The following is a 17,931-nucleotide window of genomic DNA, read 5'->3' as shown; positions in this document are numbered from 1 at the left end:
ATTGAGAAGATTCGTGACCCGGACCACAACAGACAAGGTGTCGACCATGACCGACAAGCTCGAATTGGATCCAGCAACCACTGCCGTCGTGCTCATCGAGTACCAGAACGACTTCACCACCGAGGGCGGTGTTCTTCACGAGGCCGTCGCTCCGGTCATGGAATCGAACGGACTCCTCGCGAACACCACTGCGCTGGTCGATGCGGCTCGGGCGGCAGGTGTCACCGTGATGCACGCACCGATCACCTTCGCCGAGGGGTACAACGAAATCACCTCGCATCCGTACGGCATCCTCAAGGGCGTCGTCGACGGCAAGGCTTTCGTGAAGGGTTCCTGGGGAGCTGCGATCGTCGACGAACTCGCCCCGAAAGACGGCGACATCGTCATCGAGGGCAAGCGTGGACTCGACACTTTTGCCAGCACAAACCTCGATTTCATTCTGCGCAGCAAAGGAATTCGCACGATCCTTCTCGGCGGCTTCCTGACCAATTGCTGCGTCGAATCGACCATGCGCACCGGATACGAGAACGGTTACCGGGTCATCACACTCACCGATTGCGTGGCAGGCACCTCGGTCGCCGAACACGAGAACGCGATCACCTACGACTACCCGATGTTCTCGCACCCCGTCACGTCGAAAGAGGTGCTCGGCGCGCTCTCCTGAGAGGACTACCTGGAATGCGCGAGAAGGAATTCACGGCTGACGTTGGTGACACTGGCGTGAACCTTCTCGTGCAGCAGGTCGTGACCGGCGTCCTCGAACTCGCGCATTTCGACGTTGCGCAGCGTCCGCGCCCAGTCTCGGACGGGATCGACCGGGGCGATCCGGTCGTCGGTACCGTGAACGACCAGGACTGGGATGCCCGCGTCGGAGAGTTCCGCCCACCCGTGTTGCTCCACCGCGCTGCGCGGAATGCCGCACAACACCGCGGACGCGAATTCGTGATCGCGATGAGCCAGCACCGTCAGCGCAGTCACAGCACCTAACGAATGACCCATCACCGCCTGCGGAACTTCGGGCAGTTCCGCCAAGGCGATGTCAGCCAGCGCGGCTGCATCGGCAGCAAGATCGGAGAGCGGAGCCCCGACTCCCGGATCACCCTCCGACAAGCCGTGTCCGGTGTGATCGATCGCCCACACGTCGATCCCCGACGCCGTCATTGCGCCCGCGAAACGGTGATACTGCCCGCTGTGCTGACCGAGGCCGTGCAGAAAGACCAAAGACACAGTGGGCACTGCGCCCCCTGCCGCCGGCCAATGCCGAAAGTGCACCTGACCGGTTCGTCCGTCGAAGAAGGGCATGCTCGTCATTCTGCACTCTCCTACGGGTATCCGCGGGCGGTGGGCGATTACTGGTGGGTTGCCTTGTCGGTGAGCGATGGCACAATCTCCGTGTGTTCCTACTCGATGATCAGATCGTCTACAGCGCCAGTGACCTCTCGGCCGCGGCCTCGTGCGAGTTCGCACTGTTGCGGCAACTCGACGCCCGCACCGGTCTGATCTCAGCCGAGGCGGTCGAGGCAGATCCGATGCTCGAGCGGACGTCGAGCCTCGGCGACTCGCACGAGCGCGAACAGCTTCAGAAGTTCATCGATCAACACGGAGACGGCGTCGTCGTCATGCCGCGACCGGAACACTCACGCGCAGGCCTGACCTCTGCCACGTTGGCCACCATCGAGGCAGCACGATCGGGCGCGCCCGTCATCTATCAGGGAACCTTTTTCGACGGCCGATTCCTCGGGTTCTGCGATTTCCTCGTCCGCGAAGGCGACACCTACGCGGTCTACGACAGCAAGCTCTCCCGGCACGCCAAGGTGTCGGCACTTCTACAACTCGCCGCATACGCGGATGCGTTGGAGCGCAATGCAATTGCCGCCTCCGATCAGGTTCATCTACTGCTCGGCGACGGCAGCACGTCGTCGCACGACATCGGAGACATCGCGCCGGTATTCGCAGCACGCAGAGCTGAACTCGAACGAGTCCTCGACGAGCACCGCGCCGAGGGGAAACCGACACAGTGGCTCGACGATCGGTACCTGCGTTGTGGTCGATGCGACACCTGCAGCGTCGAAGTCGAAAGTCATCGGGACCTGCTGCTGGTTGCGGGCGTCCGCGGCAATCAGCGTGAACAGCTGATCGTCTCGGGGATCACGACAATTGACGAACTCGCCGCGAGCACCGGCCCTGTCGAGGGAATTCGACGGGAAACACTCGACAAACTCCGTGCACAGGCCGCGGTTCAACTTCGTCAGGAACAATCCGGCGACGCCGAATTCGAGGTCTACGAACCCTCGGCGCTCGGCGGACTACCCGTCCCCGACGACGGCGACATCTTCTTCGACTTCGAGGGCGATCCCCTCTGGGCCGAGGACGGATCCACCGACTGGGGGTTGGAATACCTTTTCGGTGTGGTCGAAGGACCGGCGGACGACTACGTGTTCAAGCCGTTCTGGGCACACGATCGCGACGGTGAACGCCAGGCACTCCTCGACTTCCTCGACTACGTCACCGCGCGCCGAGAAGCTCACCCCGGCATGCACATCTATCACTACGCCGCGTACGAGAAATCGGCGCTGTTGCGCTTGGCCGCACGTCACGGTGTCGGCGAGCAAACGGTGGACACGCTGCTCAGCGAGAACGTGCTCGTGGACCTGTACCCGATCGTCCGTGCCTGCCTGCGGATCGGACAACGCTCGTACAGCATCAAGAAACTCGAGCCGCTGTACATGGGTGAGCACGGCCGCGACGGCGACGTGACCAATGCCGCCGCTTCGGTTGTCGCTTATGCCGACTACTGCCAATTGCGCGACGGAGGACAAGCCGACCAGGCCAGGGAACTTCTTCAGGGCATCTCCGACTACAACGAGTACGACTGCGAATCCACTCTGCGCCTGCGTGATTGGCTTGCCGAGCGCGCCGCAGAACACGGCGTCGAACTTCGTGAGCCGACCGGGCAGATCAAGATTCCACTCGAGGAGCTCACCGAATCGGAGATCGCGCTCCGCGAATTCGCAGGACACAAGGCAGGTTCGGCGCGTACCCCCGATCAGCAGGCAGCTGCTCTACTGGCTGCTGCGGTGGGGTACCACAATCGTGAGCGGAAGCCGTACTGGTGGGCCCACTTCGACCGATTGGTCACACCGATCGAAGACCTGGTGGACATCCGCGACGTCATGGTGGTCGAACAGTCCGAAATCGAGGCGGACTGGCACAAGAGCACCCCACGTCAGAAGAAGTTCCGTCGACACATTCAGCTGACCGGAAGTTTCGGCACCGGAACGTCTTTGAGCCCGGGCAGTGATCTGTTCGCTCTCTACGCAACCCCCTCCCCCGATGCTGTTGCCAGCGAGAACCCCACCCAACGCGGCACCAGCAGCGTCAAGGTCACGGCCGTGGTCAAGTCCGAAGGACTCGACGTGGTCACCGTCGAAGAACTGCTCGGCGGTGACGAATACCTCGATGCTCCAGTCGCATTGGCACCTGGTCGTCCGATTCCCACCGGACGCATGGAGAAGTCCATCGCCGCTGCCGCATCCGGCGCCAGCGAGATCCTGCCCGAACTGCCACCCGTAGCAGCGGTCGACATTCTCCGGCGCAGCACCCCGAGGACACGCTCGGGTTCACCGCTCCCGCCCGTCGGCACCGACAACAACTACGCGGACGCCATCACCGCCGCACTTCTCGACCTCGATGATTCCTACGTGGCAGTACAGGGTCCCCCTGGTACGGGCAAGACCTACACGGGTGCTCGTGTCGTCAAGACACTGATCGAACAACATCAGTGGCGAATCGGAGTCGTGGCTCAGTCACATTCGGTGGTCGAGAACATGCTCGGCGGCATTCTGAAGGCCGGCGTGGACCCTGCACTGGTCGCGAAGAAGGGCAGCCGCAGCAAGACCGCAGAATGGCAGGACATCGCATCCGAAGAATATGCGGGATTCATCGCCGAGGCCGAAGGCGTCGGCTGCGTCATCGGCGGCACTGCGTGGGACTTCGCGAACACCGATCGTGTTCCGGCGGGCAGCTTGGACCTGCTCGTGGTCGACGAGGCGGGCCAGTTCGCGCTCGCCAACACCATTGCCGTCGCGATTTCCGCGCGAAACCTGTTGCTGCTGGGCGATCCGCAGCAGTTGCCGCAGGTGAGCCAAGGTACTCACCCCGAACCTGTCGACGAATCGGCGCTCGGTTGGCTCGCCGAGGGACACGGCGCACTGCCACCCGAACTCGGCTACTTCCTCGAGAAGACTTGGCGGATGCACCCGGATCTGTGTGCGCCCGTGTCCGCACTGTCGTACGAGGGCAAGCTCCATTCTCAGGAAACCGTGAGTGCGGCAAGGAAACTCGACGGACTCGCTGCCGGAGTGCACACAGTGTTCGTCGATCACCGCGGCAATTCCACGTACTCCCCGGAAGAGTCCCAGGAAATCGTTCGCCAGATCCAGGGCCTTCTCGGTACGCCATGGACCGATCCGAGCGAGTTCGAGGGAACCCGGCCCCTGGAGCAGTCGGACATCCTCGTGGTCGCGGCATACAACGCCCAGGTCGGTACCGTCGAGCGCGATCTCACCGAAGCCGGTCTCACGGAGGTCGAGGTCGGGACCGTCGACAAGTTCCAGGGCCGCGAGGCCGCGGTGGCAATCGTGTCGATGGCCGCATCTGCCGTCGAGGACGTCCCGCGAGGAATGTCGTTCCTCCTGTCGCGGAACCGCCTCAATGTTGCTGTCTCCCGCGGCAAGTGGTGCGCGATCATCGTCCGATCACACGCGTTGACGCAGTACATGCCGAGCACGCCCGCAGGGTTGGTGGAGCTGGGCGCGTTCATGAGGTTGACGAGCTAGCCGAATATTTTCACACCCAAACGCTGCCCTACCCGAAGCACTGTCCTACCCGAAACACTGCCCTTCGCCGCGGTAGGTGGGAACCGAGGTTCGGGTGCCGTCGGCTTCGACCACATACACGCGGTCGAAGCGCTCGCACAGCTCGCCGGCCTTGGCGTGACGGAACCATACGCGGTCGCCGATCGCGATGTTTCCGGCTTCCTTCCCGGTGACCGGTGTCTGGACTTCGCCGGCTCCTTCGTTGCGGAGCAGTTTGAGGCCAGCGGGCCAGACCGGTGACGGAACGCGGGTGGCTCCGGCAGGTCCCGACGCGATGTATCCGCCGCCGAAAAGGGTCGTGACGGACGGCGTCGGCTTGCGCACGGCCGACAGTGCGAAGAACAGCGCCGGATCGGGACGGAAGGCACGGTAGCGGTCGAACAGGGTCGGTACGTACAGTCCGGAGCCTGCTGTTACCTCGGTCACCACAGGATCGGCCGAGCTGACCTCCAGCGACCCCGTACCGCCGCTGTTGACGATCTCGAGTGCACCCACGGCATCGGTGACGGCCGCGACCACAGCGCCCCTTCTGGACGCCAGTTCGCGTGCAGAGGCCTTCTTGACCCAACCGATCGGAGCGCTGGTGTCCGGGAGGCCGGCGATCTGGGCCTCGTAGAACATCACTCCGACAACTGAGAATCCGCGCTGGCGAGCACGCGCCGCGAGTGCGGCGACCGCGGCAGGTTCGCGCAGCGGCGAGCGTCGTACACCCAGATGGATCGGACCGATCCGCAGTGACGCATCGACGTCGAGACATACCCGGACAGGCGCATCTCCCGTCGACGCCGAACGAATGAGATCCAACTGCGCATCGTCGTCGACCATCAAGGTGATCGATTGGAGTGCGGTGTCATCGGCAGCGAGATCGGCGATGGCGCCACGATCGGCGGTCGGGTATCCCATCAGGATGTCCCGTGCGCCGAGCCCGACCAGCCACAGAGCCTCGCGCAGTGAGTACGCCATGATTCCGCGGAACCCGCCGGATGCAGTCAGTGTGTCACCGAGAGTTTCAGTCAGAACCGTACGACAACGAACCGATTTGCTCGCCACTCGCACCGGGGTTCCACCGGCGCGGCGCACCAGGTCGGCTGCATTACTGCGCAGTGTGGTCAGATCCAGAGCAGCCAGAGGCGGGTCGAGTTCTCGCGTGGCAGCAGTGAGTCGATCGAGGGTCCTGGTCACAGATGATCCAATCGTCGCGGCGTGCGACCAGTCAATCACCAATCCTGGACGTATGTCCAGGATGGCGGTTCTACTGAGGCGCGACCACTGCTTTATTGGCGATTACCTGAACCATTTCTCCGAACTCGGCAATGGTCGCGTCGGAGTCACGATCAACCAGCCAACGCAGAACAAGGCCGTCGATCATTGCAAGACTCAGTCGCGCAATCGAACTCAACGGCTCCGTCCACACCGTGCCCGATATCTTGGCGCACTCTTCGAGAAACGACACCGCGAGCTCATCCATGATTCGGTACTGCTCAAATGCAACTGCCCCAGCACGTTCGGCTCCGAGATTGCGACTACGCAGCGCCTGCGCGGTAATTTCGTAGGTCAACAACTGGCGATCCGGGGTTGCTTCGATGGTCGGCCACATTCCGGTCAGGCCGATATGCAGCAATTCCCTGAGCCCCTGCACGCCACTGAGATCCGGCGCATGGCGGACCTGCGCGAACGCATACTGCATCGACGCACTGAGCTGCAGAATGAGCGTTTCACCCATTGCCGCGATCAGCGCTTCCTTGCTCTCGAAGCAGTAATGAACGACGCCGAGCGATACGCCGGCCTCCTCTGCCACCGCCCTTACCGTCACAGAACTGACACCGCGCTGTTCCGCAATAGACAAAGCGGACTCGACCAATTGTGTGCGGCGTTCGTCCGCCGGAAGCCTGTTCAGCATCCAATGATCGTAGAACGCAAATGACAAAATCTTCGCGCAATACTTGCCTGGACGACCGTCCAAGTACATTATTGCGTAATGGCTTCGGACACTTGGCAGAACTGGGCGGGCACTCAAAGTGCCGCGCCGCGTCGCTTTGCGACGCCGACAAATACCCGTGAACTTTCGTCGTTGGTCGCCGAGGCCGCGGCGCGCGGCCAACGTGTGAAGGCCGTCGGCGCCGGCCATTCGTTCACCGGTGTCGCGGTCACCGACGGTGTCCTCGTCAGCCTGGACAACTTGAGCGGAATCGACTCGATCACGCCGACCGACGACGGTGCGCTGGTCACTGTTTTTGCAGGCACTCGCCTTCATGCTCTCAACGACGCCTTGTGGCAACGCGGATATGCGATGGCCAATCTCGGTGACATCGACGTCCAGTCACTGGCCGGCGCGACGTCCACCGGCACACACGGCACCGGCGCACGATTCGGCGGTATCGCCACACAGATTCGCGGAATCGAGATCGTTCTCGCCGACGGATCCGTCGTTACCGCAAGCGCTGACGAAAACGTCGAATTGTTCGAAGCAGGCCGCCTCGGATTGGGCGCAATCGGCATCATTTCGAAGATCACTCTCGCCTGCGTCCCGCGATTCACACTTCGCGCAATCGAGGAACCCGACACGCTGTCTCACATACTGGACACCCTCGAGAGCGATCGTCTGGGCTTGGACCACTTCGAGTTCTACTGGTTTCCGCACACCGACCGTGTCCTGACGAAGAGCAATACGCGACTGCCCGGAGATACCGAACCCGATCCAGTGGGCAAGGTCCGCGCGTTCGTCGACGACGAACTCCTCTCGAACACACTCTTCGAAGGTGTCAACCGCGTTGCCACCCTGGCACCGGCCGCGATCCCGAGAATCAACAACGTGTCGTCTCGATTGCTCGGCGCCCGGGAGTTCACCGATCGCAGTTACCGAGTATTCGCGTCTTCGCGCCGGGTGAAGTTCAAGGAGATGGAATACGCGATTCCCCGCGAACACGTCACCGAGACACTCCACGAAATCGACCGCTGGATGAAGAAGTCCGGAACTAACGTCGCGTTCCCCGTCGAAGTACGTTTTGCTGCCGCCGACGACCTCTGGCTCTCGACTGCTCACGGACGCGACACCGCATACATCGCCGTACACCAGTACCACCGACGACCCGAAACCGAATACTTCGCCGCAGTGGAAGCCATCGCCCGCGCCGTCGACGGCCGGCCGCATTGGGGAAAAATGCACAACCGGACCGTCGACGACCTGCGTCCTACGTACGACCGACTCGACGACTTTGTCGCCGTGAGAGACAAGTACGACGCGAATCGTGTGTTCGACAACGAATACTTGCGTCAGGTACTCGGCGACTGACGGTCAGCGCCGCAGCAGTTCCGCTTTTCGTGCATCGCTCGCAAACGAGGCTTTGATCGAGTTCCGGGCGAGGGTGTCTCGCTCGGCCTCGGTCAGACCCAAGGCTCGGCCCAGTTCGGTGAAATTGTCGTCGACGTATCCCCCGAAGTAGGCCGGGTCGTCGGAGTTGACCGTGACGATCAAACCCATCTCGAGCATCGATCGAAGCGGATGATCCGACAGCGAATCGAACACCCGCAGACGAACGTTCGACAACGGGCAGACCGTCAGTGGAATCTCCTCGTCGACCAGACGCTCGATCAGGGCAGGATCCTCGAGTGCCCGGACTCCGTGGTCGATCCGCTCGGCGCCGAGAATGTCGAGCGCCTGCCAGATGTACTCGGGCGGTCCCTCCTCGCCGGCGTGAGCGACGACGTGCAAACCCTCGGCACGCGCGCGGGCGAACACGTCCTCGAACAGTGACGGCGGGTTGCCGACCTCCGCGGAGTCGAGTCCGAGCCCGACGATCGGAGCCTGCAGGCGAATTATCTCGGAGAAGATCTCCTCGGCGTCCTTGACGGGCTGATCTCGGAGGATGGCGGCGATTGCCGCGCTGCTGAGCCCGAACTCGCGCTCGCTCGATGCCACCGCATCCATGATCCCGTCCAGGACCTCGGTCAGCGGAACACCACGGACTACGTGCGCCTGTGGATTGAAGAAGAACTCGGCATGCGCGACGCCGGCCGCAGCCGCCCGGCGGAAGTACGCTCGCGTCAGGTCGGCAAAATCCTCCGCGGTGCGCAGGACGGCCATGTTGGCGAAGTAGAGATCGAGGAACGACTGCAAGTCGGTGAACTCGTACCTCGACTTCAGATCGTCGATGTCCTTGTACGGCAGATCCATTCGATTGCGCTCGGCAAGTCGGTAAATCTGTTCGGGCTCCAGAGAACCCTCGATGTGCATGTGCAGTTCTGCGACAGGTGTAGCCATGTCGGTGTTACCGCCCCTTCCAGACCGGGGCGCGCTTCTCGGCGAACGCCGTCGCACCCTCGCGTGCATCTTCGGATGCGAATACCGGCGCCATGACCTGCAACTGCTTCGCGAAAGCTTCGTCGTCGGACCAACCGCCGGCCTTGACGATGATCTCCTTGGTGACCGCTACCGCGAGCGGTCCGTTGCGGGTGATTCGATCAGCCAGCTCCAGTGCGCCGTCGAGCGCCTTGCCCGGTTCGGTCAACGTGTTCACGAAGCCGTAGCGGTATGCCTCCTCGGCGGTGAAACTGTCGCCGGTCAGCGCCAGTTCCAGAGCCTTCTGGTACGGAATCCGCTTGGGCAGGCGCAACAATCCGCCGCCACCTGCAACCAGTCCTCGCTTGACCTCCGGGATACCGAACTTCGCTTCGGACGACGCCACCACCAGGTCGGTGGCAAGCACGAGTTCCGTGCCGCCTGCCAACGCGAAGCCCTCGACCGCCGAAATGATCGGCTTACGCGGTGGCCCTTCCGTGAATCCGAGACCGCGTCCCGGCACGAGGACGTTCTCGCCGGCCACGAATGCCTTCAGATCCATACCGGCACAGAAGTTTCCGCCGGCTCCTGTCAGCACGGCCAAGGACAGATCGTCGTCCGCATCGAGCTCTTCGACCGCGGCGGCCAACGCGTGACTGACCGCCGAGTTGATGGCGTTACGCGCCTCGGGCCGGTTGATGGTGATGATCAGTGTCCGCCCGCGCCGCTCGGTGAGAACCTCGTCCGCCATGATGTCCCTCTCGTTTGTCGACCACGCTCGCGTGACTACGCGACGTTGCGTTCGACAATACGGACGAAGCCATCGGGGTCGATCTGCGCGGTGTCGTGAGTGCAGAACCACCCCTGGGTGAACCTCGTCGAGGTCGCTTGCGGCGAGTTCCAATACCGACGCGTGACACTCGGTCCACGGCACAACAACTCGCCGAAACCACCTGGCGCATCCGGGCCGTACAACGCCACTTCCATTCCACCGAAAGCGATTCCGACGCTTCCGAGGTGGGTGGGCGCCGACTCGGTTGGCAGAATGAGACCAGCCCCACAGGTTTCGGTTTTACCCCACCCGATCACATGCCGAGCGGCCGGGAACAGAGTCAGCAGCTTGGATTCCTGTTCGGCCGTGATCGGCGACCCGCTGCAATCGATCCACTGCACCGACCTCGAACCGGCACGTGCCGCCGGTCCGAGCGTGAGCAACCGTGGCTCGAGCAAGTCCTCGGGCCGCCCGGTCACGATGTCGACGGTATGCACACTCTCACGCCAGAAGTCCCCGGCGAGGACCACCGTTCCACCGACCACCAACGTCGCGAGCACGTGCACGAACTGCCGCACCGACTTGAAGTCGTTGTCCACCAGCAGATTCCGCACACCTTCGACGCCGTAGTCACGCGAGTGCAGAATTCCGACGATGGCAGAAAGCACGTTCTCGTTACTCAACTCGACGCCAAGCATCTCGCCCGAAGAATCCGCGGTGTACGCGAGGATCGCCATCTCGTCCGGGGCGGCGCCGTCGTCGATGAACGGAACACCGTGCGGGAGTTCCCCGTCGAGCACCAACACCGAACCACTGTCCGCGATGACGAAGTCCGCCGCGTCATCACTCAAGTGCACACCGACGGAGACCGGAACGCCGCCGGCGAGGATGACGCCGAGGCACGCCTCCATCCATCTCACCCCAGCGGCGACACGAATGGCCACACGGTCACCGATCTCGACGCCTCGCGACTTCAGCCCTCCCGCGACCCGCGACGCCTCGGCCCACAGCTCCGCGAAGGTGACCTGCTCGCCGTCGACCTCCTCGACCGCGACGCGCGAGGAGAACCGATGGACGGCGATGTCCAGTAGTTCGGACAACGACGGGTCCAGTTGGCTGTACCGAAGCACCCCGTCACCGGCGCGGGTGACGCGGGCGTCGGCGAGGAGCTGATTCGAACACGGGTATTCCACAAGCGTCGACCGCATCGATACCTCCACGTCACTGACAACCCACCGGCCATTCGACTATATGACGTGGATCACAGTTCGTGGAGGTCTCTGGCGATAATCGTCGCAAACTTACTTTCCGGAGTAGACCGCTTTGCCCGGTCCGACGTCGAGGAAACTGCGGACAGCGCCGCGTAGGTCATCGGTGGCGAACAGCGCACCGGACACCCCGGGGGTCACCGAATCCGCGTGGGCGATCCCGCCGGAACGCCAGGCCGCGACGATCTGTTTGGTGGCGTCGTGGGCTCGCGTGGGTCCGTCCGCCAACCTGGTCGCCAGGGCACGCGCCGCAGCATCGACATCGTCGTGAACTGCATTGACGACGCCCCACGAGTGCAGGGTTACGGCGTCGTAGAGATCGCCGGTCATGACCAACTCCCGAGCCCGTCCGGAACCGGCACGCTCGGCCAAACGCTGCGGTCCACCCATGGACGGCGTCAGACCGACCACTGTCTCGACCAGTCCGAACTTCGCCTTGGGCGCCGCGAGGATGATGTCGCAAGCCAAGGAGATCTCGAATGCAGCAGTCAGCGTCAACCCGTGCGCCGCATAGATCACCGGGCACGGCAATGCCTCGAGCGGATGGCAGATCTGGGCGAACAGTTGGCGCCACAACTCCGCGCCCTGCTCCGGGTCGAGGCCGTCGAACACATGGACGTCGACGCCGGCCGAGTTGACCTTGCCCTCGGCGCGCAGAAGCACCGCGCGCGGTGGGTTTTCGGTCAGCGCCGCAACATCGGCGATGACCGCGTCGAACATGGCCTGATCGAACAGATTGAGTGGTCCGTGCGCGAACGTCAGGACAGCCACCTCGGCACCACCATCGGTGGTGAAGCGCTCGAGACGGGTGGGATGCGATTCGGGAGCAGTCATGCCGCCACACTGCCACATCGAACCGGCCTACGATCGTCGGGTGGACGGTCTGAGAAATGCGCTCGCGGACGTTGTGGGACACCGGTTCGTCGTCACCGACGCCGACGTGTTGACGACCCGTTCCACCGATCAGACAGGGCGGTACACGGGCCGTGCCTGCGCCCTGGTCCGACCGGCCGATACAGCCGAAATCGCTGCACTGCTGAACGTGTGCCGCTCCCGCGGTGTACCGGTCACCGTTCAGGGCGGGCGAACGGGCCTGGTCGCCGGCACGGTGCCCGAACACGACGACGTCCTGCTCTCCACCGAACGCCTCGCGGCGATCGGCGACGTCGATCTTGCCGCCGGGCGGATCACCGTCGGGGCGGGAGTGACACTCGCGCAGGTACATTCCGCGGCGGCCGCCGCCGGTTTGAAGTTCGGTGTCGACATAGCCTCGCGGGACACTGCGACGATCGGCGGCATGGTGTCCACCAATGCCGGTGGCCTGCACACGGTTCGATACGGGAACATGGCCGAACAGGTGCTCGGACTCGAGGTGGTACTCCCCGACGGAACTACTGTGCGCCGGTCATCGAAAGTGCTGTCGGACAACTCCGGATACAACCTGCCCGCGCTGTGGGTCGGTAGCGAAGGAACTCTAGGGGTGGTCACTTCCGTCGACCTGAAATTACGGAAGATACCGACCTACCGCGTGACGTCGCTGATCGGTTTCGACGCACTCCAGGACGTCGTCGAGGCGGGGCGAGTGTTGCGCGCTCTCGACGGCGTCGACGCACTCGAATTGTTGGACGGGCGCGGTCTCGAACTGGCCGCACGCCATTTGAACGCCGCGGTTCCGACGGGGCGACCGTGGTACCTCCTCGCCGAGGTGTCCGCGGCCCACGATCCGCTGGAAGACCTGGCCGAGCTGCTCGAACGCATCGGCCCACCGCAGACCCCGGCCGTGGCGGTCGACGCCCACGGCTCGACGCGCTTGTGGGCGGCACGCGAATGCTTCGCCGAGGTGGTCGGATTGTTCGGTCCCCCACTGAAATTCGACGCGGCGCTACCGCTGGACTCGCTTGCCACCTTCACCGAGGACGCAACGGCGGTGATCGCGAGCCGAGCGCCCGAGGCAATTCCGATCCTGTTCGGACACGTCGCTGAGGGAAACATCCACCTCAACGTCCTGAACTGTCCGAACGCCGACATCGTGTATCGCAGTGTCCTCGAACTGGTTCGCGATCACGGCGGAAACGTCAGTTCCGAGCACGGGGTGGGCTCGCTCAAACGCAACTATCTGGACCTGGCCCTCTCGGCGCAGGACATAGCCACGATGTGGGCGATCAAGCGAGCCCTTGACCCGAGCGACTATCTCAATCGCGCAGTGATGTTTCCCGACGCGCTTCGGCACTGACGGCCATCGCGTCGTCGTGCGCGTCCCCGCGTAAAGGCCGGGCGAAGCACACCGACGCGACGAAACCGATGAGCAGCACACCCGCAGGTAGCCAGATCGACTCCGACATCGCCGTGCTGAACGGTTCACGGACGAACTCGGGGAGGTGACCAACGCCGGCTTCCGAACTGCCGCCGGTCAGTCCCTGAGCCGCCAATCGTGCAGTGATCAGAGCGCCGATCGCAGCGCTGCCGAGAACCGCACCCACCTGCCGGGTGGTGTTGTAGACGCCGGCGCCCGCGCCCGCCTGCATCGGAGGCAGGTTGTGTGTGGCGGTGGCCGCGAGCGGAGACCAGATGCACGCGTTGGCGAAGCCGATCAGGCCGATCGGCAGGAGCAGTTCCCAGATCGCGACGTCGGGAGACATCACCAGTGCCAGCCAGCCCAAGGCGACGGCGAACAGCAGGAAGCCGGTGCCGGCGATGTAGCGCGGATGTGTCTTGTCGACGAGCTTGCCGATGATCGGGGCGAAGATACCGGTCAGCACTGCCATCGGAACGAGCAGCAACGCCGACTGCGTCGGGGAGAGGCCACGAACTGCCTGTGTGTAGAACATCAGCGGAAGGACCATCGACGTGATCGCAAAGCCCATCGCGGTGATGGCGACATTGGCGAGTGAGAAGTTGCGATCCTTGAAGAGTTCCAGGGGAAGCAAGGGTTCGTTCTTGTTGCGCGACTGGTAGAACACGAACACCGCGAGCAACACCACACCGGCGCCGATCAGGCTCCAGACGAATCCGTTCCAGTCGTACGAACTGCCTTCCTGGATTCCGAACACCAGAAGGAACATGCCTGCGGCGCTGAGGATCACGCCGGGGATGTCGAATTTGTGCTCGCTGGTCGGCAACGACGGAACGAGCTTCCAGGCGAGCAGGAAGGCGATGACACCAACCGGGACGTTGACGATGAAGATCCATTCCCAGCCGAGATTGTCCACCAGGACGCCACCGGCAAGCGGACCCACCAGGGTGGCAACACCGGCAACGGCGCCCCACAGACCCATTGCGGCGCCACGCTTGTTCGGCGCGAACGTGCGTGTGATGACGGCCATCGTCTGAGGCGTCATCATTGCAGCACCAAGACCCTGGAAAGCCCTTGCGACGATGAGCATCTCGACGCTGCCGGACAGACCACACCACAGTGATGCGCCGGTAAACAGTACGAGGCCGATCATGTACAGGTTCTTCGGACCGAACCTGTCACCGAGTCGGCCCGTGACGAGCAGCGGCACCGCGTACGCCAGCAGGTACGCGCTGGTGACCCAGACGACCTTGTTGATGTCGGTGCCGAGGTCCTCCATGATCGCGGGGTTGGCGACAGCGACGATGGTGCTGTCCACCAGAATCATGAAGAACCCGATACACAGCGCCCACAGCGCGTGCCAGGGATTGACCTGCTTTTCCATCTTCAGTCCTTAGGTAGTGCGGACGAGCCTGCGGAGCCGGCCAGCCGGTCGAGAAGTTCTTGTGAGAGCCAGGGCATTTCGCCGCTCTCGATGTCTGTCACCAACGCGCCGATCCACTCTCTTTCGGCGACGGTCAGTGCGTGGGCGTAGTCCGCGCCCACCGTGAAGATTCGTGGTTTCTCCGCGGCCTTCACCGCTTCGTAGTCGACCTCGAATTTCGCAATCGTCTTGTCGAGGTGCGCGAGACGGATCCGAAGCATCTGACACGCAGTCGATGCGGAGAGGTTGTGCATCTCGGCAAGCGCGAGTGGCAACCGCGGATACTCCCGCACCGGAACCGCCAACATCTCGCGTAGTTGATGTTCGAGGGCATCACGGCCGCGGGCAGTGATCTCGTACGTCGTCCGCTCCGGGCGGTTGCCCTCACGATCGGTCCCGATCGAAGCCAGAAGTTCCTGCTTCTCCAACCGGGAAACCGTGTGATAGAGCGATCCCGGCTTGATTTTCACCAGCTGATCGCCCCGCCGCACCGAGGCGAGTTGGTACATCTCGTACGGGTGCATCGAACGCTCGGACAGCAGGCCCAGCACGGTGATTCCCAAAGGCGTCAGTGACACGTCACCCATGAGTCCCCCTCCCTGACAAGCCGTAGTTGACTGACGAGCCGCAATTGACCATTTCTTGACTATTCCACCCGAAATAGTCCACATGGAATATACGACCTCTGTCCGTCTCGATCAACCCGTTCGAATCGGACTAGCCTGTAGCGAGTGGACGATCATCACCTCGACATCATCCGACTTGCCTGGGCGCGTGAGCTGGGACTCGGCGACTCGGCACTGCGTCCGGCGCACACGGCCCGGGTCGTCGGCGACGACATCCACGTTCTCGATCTGGCAGGCTCCGGTGCGATCGTCGGGCCACAGTGGTTCATCGAGCGCACAGAGGGCATCTCCGTCGACGCACTACTGCAACCGGCGCGTCTCCTCGAGATCGCCGGCGATCACGGCGGGCGAATCACCGGTCCCGTCGATCTCGCTTTCCTCGGCGACTACACGGACGCGCCACCCGACGAGCAACTGCTGATTTCCCACGAGGTCGACGACGCCCTCGCCGTCGCTGCGCTGTGCCCACCCGACGACAGCACCACGGCCGACCTCGAGAACCGGACGCGGTGGTTCACCGCCGTCACCGATTCCACCGAGGTGCTCGGATGCGCGGCGTACTCCGAATTTCAGGGATTCGTGGCAGATCTCACGACCCTGACTGCTCCTGCGCATCGCCGTCACGGAATCGGCTGCGCAGTAACGCTTCTCGCTGCGGAGGACGCTCTCGATTCCGGGTTGATCCCCCAGCTACGCACGAGTCGCGGCAGCGCGATCGCCGCGACGCTTCCACGTAAAGCCAAATTCGACGTTCTGGGGGCATACGCTCGGGTACACGTGCACCTGCCCAGTTGACACTCGAAATGACACTCGAACGAGAGGGACCGCAGATGAGTACGGAAGACGGCGCGAGCGAACCGACATTCGTCGAAGAGGGTCGTGAATTCAAACGCGACACCAACTACATCCCGACCCGGATCACCGAGGACGGTCGCGACGGTTACCCCGTCGAACCGGGGCGATACCGGTTGATCGTGGCACGTGCCTGCCCGTGGGCAAACCGCGCCATCATCGTCCGCCGTCTGCTCGGCCTCGAAGACGTACTGTCGATGGGCATCTGCGGTCCGGTTCACGACAAGCGAAGCTGGACTTTCGATCTCGACCCGGGCGGCGTCGATCCCGTACTGAAGATCCCGCGACTACAGGACGCGTACTTCGCCCGAGATCCCGAATACCCCAGGGGAATCACGGTGCCCGCCATGGTGGAGATCGCGACGGGCAAGGTGGTCACGAACGACTACCCACAGATCACCCTCGACTTCTCGACGCAATGGAAGAAGTACCACCGCGAAGGCGCACCGGATCTGTACCCGGAGCCTCTGCGAAACGAAATCGACGAAGTGGCCGAGTACGTGTTCCGCGACGTCAACAACGGCGTCTACCGCTGCGGTTTCGCCGGTTCACAGCAGGCGTACGACGAGGCATACGACACGCTGTTCGCCCGCCTCGACTGGCTCACCGAACGTCTTGCCCGGCAACGCTTCCTGGTGGGAGACACCATCACCGAGGCCGATGTGCGCCTGTTCACCACGCTGGTGCGATTCGATCCCGTCTATCACGGCCACTTCAAGTGCAACAGAAGCAAACTCAGCGAGATGCCGGTGCTGTGGGACTACGCACGCGATCTGTTCCAGACTCCCGGATTCGGTGACACCATCGACTTCACACAGATCAAAGCGCACTACTACATCGTGCATTCCGAGATCAATCCCTCCGGAATCGTGCCCAAGGGACCGGAATTGACGCACTGGCTCGAACCGCACGGGCGCGAACAGTTGGGTGGCCGACCGTTCGGGGACGGCACACCGCCTCACCCGCCCATCCCGTCGGAAGTGGTTCCAGCAGAGCACTGGGCCACCAGATAGGTCGCGGCGGCTACTCCCCTGCGTACGTGCCGAAACTCCAGTACACACCTTCGGGATCACGGCAGGTGAACCCCCGCGAACCGTAGTCCTCGTCGCGCAATCCCTGCGTGATCGTGGCGCCCGCCGCGACAGCGCGTTCGTGGAGTGCATCAGCTGCGTCCGCGTCGTCCACGACGATGTATACCGAACCGATTCCAGGCGGCAGGCCGGCGATCGCCGAATCGGTGCGCGGCGAACCCAGCATGATGCCGCCACCGCCCGGCCAGTCGAGTTGGGCGTGGTCCACCACGTCTCCCTCGCCGTAGACGACCTTCTCCACGAAACCGAAGGTGCTCACCAGAAAGTGGATTGCAGCCCGGGCGTCGAGGTAGCGCAGTGTCGGCCAGATGGTCGTCGAACGAGATTCCGAAGTGGCGGTCATAACACTCGAACTCCTGCCTGGGAAAACTCACGAAGAAAACCGAGTCTCGTACGAGCCTATGGCCCCTGCGATCACCGCCGCTACCGAAAACTTCACCTATTCTCGAG

16 protein-coding genes are annotated in these 17,931 nt (G+C 63.1%); 6 read left to right on the top strand and 10 right to left on the bottom strand.

What is annotated here, in order from left to right; translation table 11 throughout:
- Nucleotides 1-46 precede the first annotated feature (46 nt).
- Nucleotides 47-664 (top strand): isochorismatase family cysteine hydrolase, encoded by a 618-nt coding sequence (locus tag QMA15_RS25675; RefSeq protein ID WP_020908430.1) that lies wholly within the window; start codon nt 47-49, stop codon nt 662-664.
- Between the two features lie 5 nt (nt 665-669).
- Here QMA15_RS25675 and QMA15_RS25670 read toward each other — a convergent pair whose 3' ends face one another.
- Nucleotides 670-1,311 carry an alpha/beta fold hydrolase gene (locus QMA15_RS25670; protein ID WP_020970182.1) on the bottom strand — a complete coding sequence of 214 codons (642 nt, stop codon included), beginning with the start codon at nt 1,309-1,311 and terminating at the stop codon, nt 670-672.
- Nucleotides 1,312-1,394: 83 nt separating this feature from the next.
- Between QMA15_RS25670 and QMA15_RS25665 the strand changes: the two genes are divergently transcribed.
- Entirely contained in the window at nt 1,395-4,838 is a 3,444-nt protein-coding gene (locus tag QMA15_RS25665; RefSeq protein WP_279164057.1) for a bifunctional RecB family nuclease/DEAD/DEAH box helicase, read from the top strand.
- A gap of 45 nt (nt 4,839-4,883) precedes the next feature.
- Here QMA15_RS25665 and QMA15_RS25660 read toward each other — a convergent pair whose 3' ends face one another.
- Together QMA15_RS25660 and QMA15_RS25655 are read right to left on the bottom strand one after the other, a co-directional pair.
- Nucleotides 4,884-6,059: an amino acid deaminase/aldolase gene (locus QMA15_RS25660; RefSeq protein WP_020970184.1), complete on the bottom strand. Its 1,176-nt coding sequence runs from the start codon at nt 6,057-6,059 to the stop codon at nt 4,884-4,886.
- 70 nt (nt 6,060-6,129) lie between these two features.
- Nucleotides 6,130-6,777 carry a TetR/AcrR family transcriptional regulator gene (locus tag QMA15_RS25655; RefSeq protein WP_020908434.1) on the bottom strand — a complete coding sequence of 216 codons (648 nt, stop codon included), beginning with the start codon at nt 6,775-6,777 and terminating at the stop codon, nt 6,130-6,132.
- A 78-nt stretch (nt 6,778-6,855) separates the two neighbouring features.
- Here QMA15_RS25655 and QMA15_RS25650 point away from each other — a divergent pair, with 78 nt between their 5' ends.
- Nucleotides 6,856-8,169 carry a D-arabinono-1,4-lactone oxidase gene (locus QMA15_RS25650; protein WP_019749315.1) on the top strand — a complete coding sequence of 438 codons (1,314 nt, stop codon included), beginning with the start codon at nt 6,856-6,858 and terminating at the stop codon, nt 8,167-8,169.
- A gap of 3 nt (nt 8,170-8,172) precedes the next feature.
- On the opposite strand, the gene QMA15_RS25645 is transcribed toward QMA15_RS25650, so the two are convergent.
- The 4 genes from QMA15_RS25645 to QMA15_RS25630 form a co-directional block, all read right to left on the bottom strand.
- Nucleotides 8,173-9,138, bottom strand: coding sequence for an adenosine deaminase (locus tag QMA15_RS25645; protein WP_019749316.1), 966 nt, complete (start codon nt 9,136-9,138; stop codon nt 8,173-8,175).
- A 7-nt stretch (nt 9,139-9,145) separates the two neighbouring features.
- The gene (locus QMA15_RS25640) at nt 9,146-9,907 is read right to left on the bottom strand and encodes a crotonase/enoyl-CoA hydratase family protein (protein ID WP_019749317.1); all 762 of its coding nucleotides are present in this window, start codon (nt 9,905-9,907) and stop codon (nt 9,146-9,148) included.
- 35 nt (nt 9,908-9,942) lie between these two features.
- Nucleotides 9,943-11,136, bottom strand: coding sequence for an AMP-binding protein (locus QMA15_RS25635; protein ID WP_031332046.1), 1,194 nt, complete (start codon nt 11,134-11,136; stop codon nt 9,943-9,945).
- Between the two features lie 93 nt (nt 11,137-11,229).
- Nucleotides 11,230-12,030, bottom strand: coding sequence for an enoyl-CoA hydratase/isomerase family protein (locus QMA15_RS25630; protein ID WP_021344976.1), 801 nt, complete (start codon nt 12,028-12,030; stop codon nt 11,230-11,232).
- Here QMA15_RS25630 and QMA15_RS25625 point away from each other — a divergent pair.
- On the top strand, nt 12,029-13,429 hold the full coding sequence (locus tag QMA15_RS25625) for an FAD-binding oxidoreductase (protein ID WP_279164058.1): 1,401 nt from the start codon (nt 12,029-12,031) through the stop codon (nt 13,427-13,429). The two genes, QMA15_RS25630 and QMA15_RS25625, sit on opposite strands and share 2 nt — an antisense overlap.
- On the opposite strand, the gene QMA15_RS25620 is transcribed toward QMA15_RS25625, so the two are convergent.
- Both QMA15_RS25620 and QMA15_RS25615 read right to left on the bottom strand, forming a co-directional pair.
- The gene (locus QMA15_RS25620; protein WP_019749321.1) at nt 13,389-14,873 is read right to left on the bottom strand and encodes a DHA2 family efflux MFS transporter permease subunit; all 1,485 of its coding nucleotides are present in this window, start codon (nt 14,871-14,873) and stop codon (nt 13,389-13,391) included. The two genes, QMA15_RS25625 and QMA15_RS25620, sit on opposite strands and share 41 nt — an antisense overlap.
- Nucleotides 14,874-14,875: 2 nt before the next feature.
- Nucleotides 14,876-15,499 carry a PadR family transcriptional regulator gene (locus tag QMA15_RS25615; protein ID WP_019749322.1) on the bottom strand — a complete coding sequence of 208 codons (624 nt, stop codon included), beginning with the start codon at nt 15,497-15,499 and terminating at the stop codon, nt 14,876-14,878.
- A gap of 144 nt (nt 15,500-15,643) precedes the next feature.
- Between QMA15_RS25615 and QMA15_RS25610 the strand changes: the two genes are divergently transcribed.
- Both QMA15_RS25610 and QMA15_RS25605 read left to right on the top strand, forming a co-directional pair.
- A complete protein-coding gene (locus tag QMA15_RS25610; RefSeq protein WP_141488663.1) occupies nt 15,644-16,333 on the top strand; it encodes a GNAT family acetyltransferase in 690 nt (229 codons plus the stop codon).
- A gap of 35 nt (nt 16,334-16,368) precedes the next feature.
- Nucleotides 16,369-17,403: a glutathione S-transferase C-terminal domain-containing protein gene (locus tag QMA15_RS25605; RefSeq protein ID WP_020970189.1), complete on the top strand. Its 1,035-nt coding sequence runs from the start codon at nt 16,369-16,371 to the stop codon at nt 17,401-17,403.
- Between the two features lie 10 nt (nt 17,404-17,413).
- On the opposite strand, the gene QMA15_RS25600 is transcribed toward QMA15_RS25605, so the two are convergent.
- Complete coding sequence (locus QMA15_RS25600; protein ID WP_019749325.1) at nt 17,414-17,824, bottom strand: VOC family protein; 411 nt, start codon at nt 17,822-17,824, stop codon at nt 17,414-17,416.
- Nucleotides 17,825-17,931 lie beyond the last annotated feature (107 nt).

The sequence above is a fragment of the Rhodococcus sp. APC 3903 genome (assembly GCF_030407755.1).
Lineage (GTDB): Bacteria > Actinomycetota > Actinomycetes > Mycobacteriales > Mycobacteriaceae > Rhodococcus_F > Rhodococcus_F erythropolis.
Note: the sequence above shows the minus strand (reverse complement) of the source record. Positions and strands in the feature narration are given on the sequence as shown.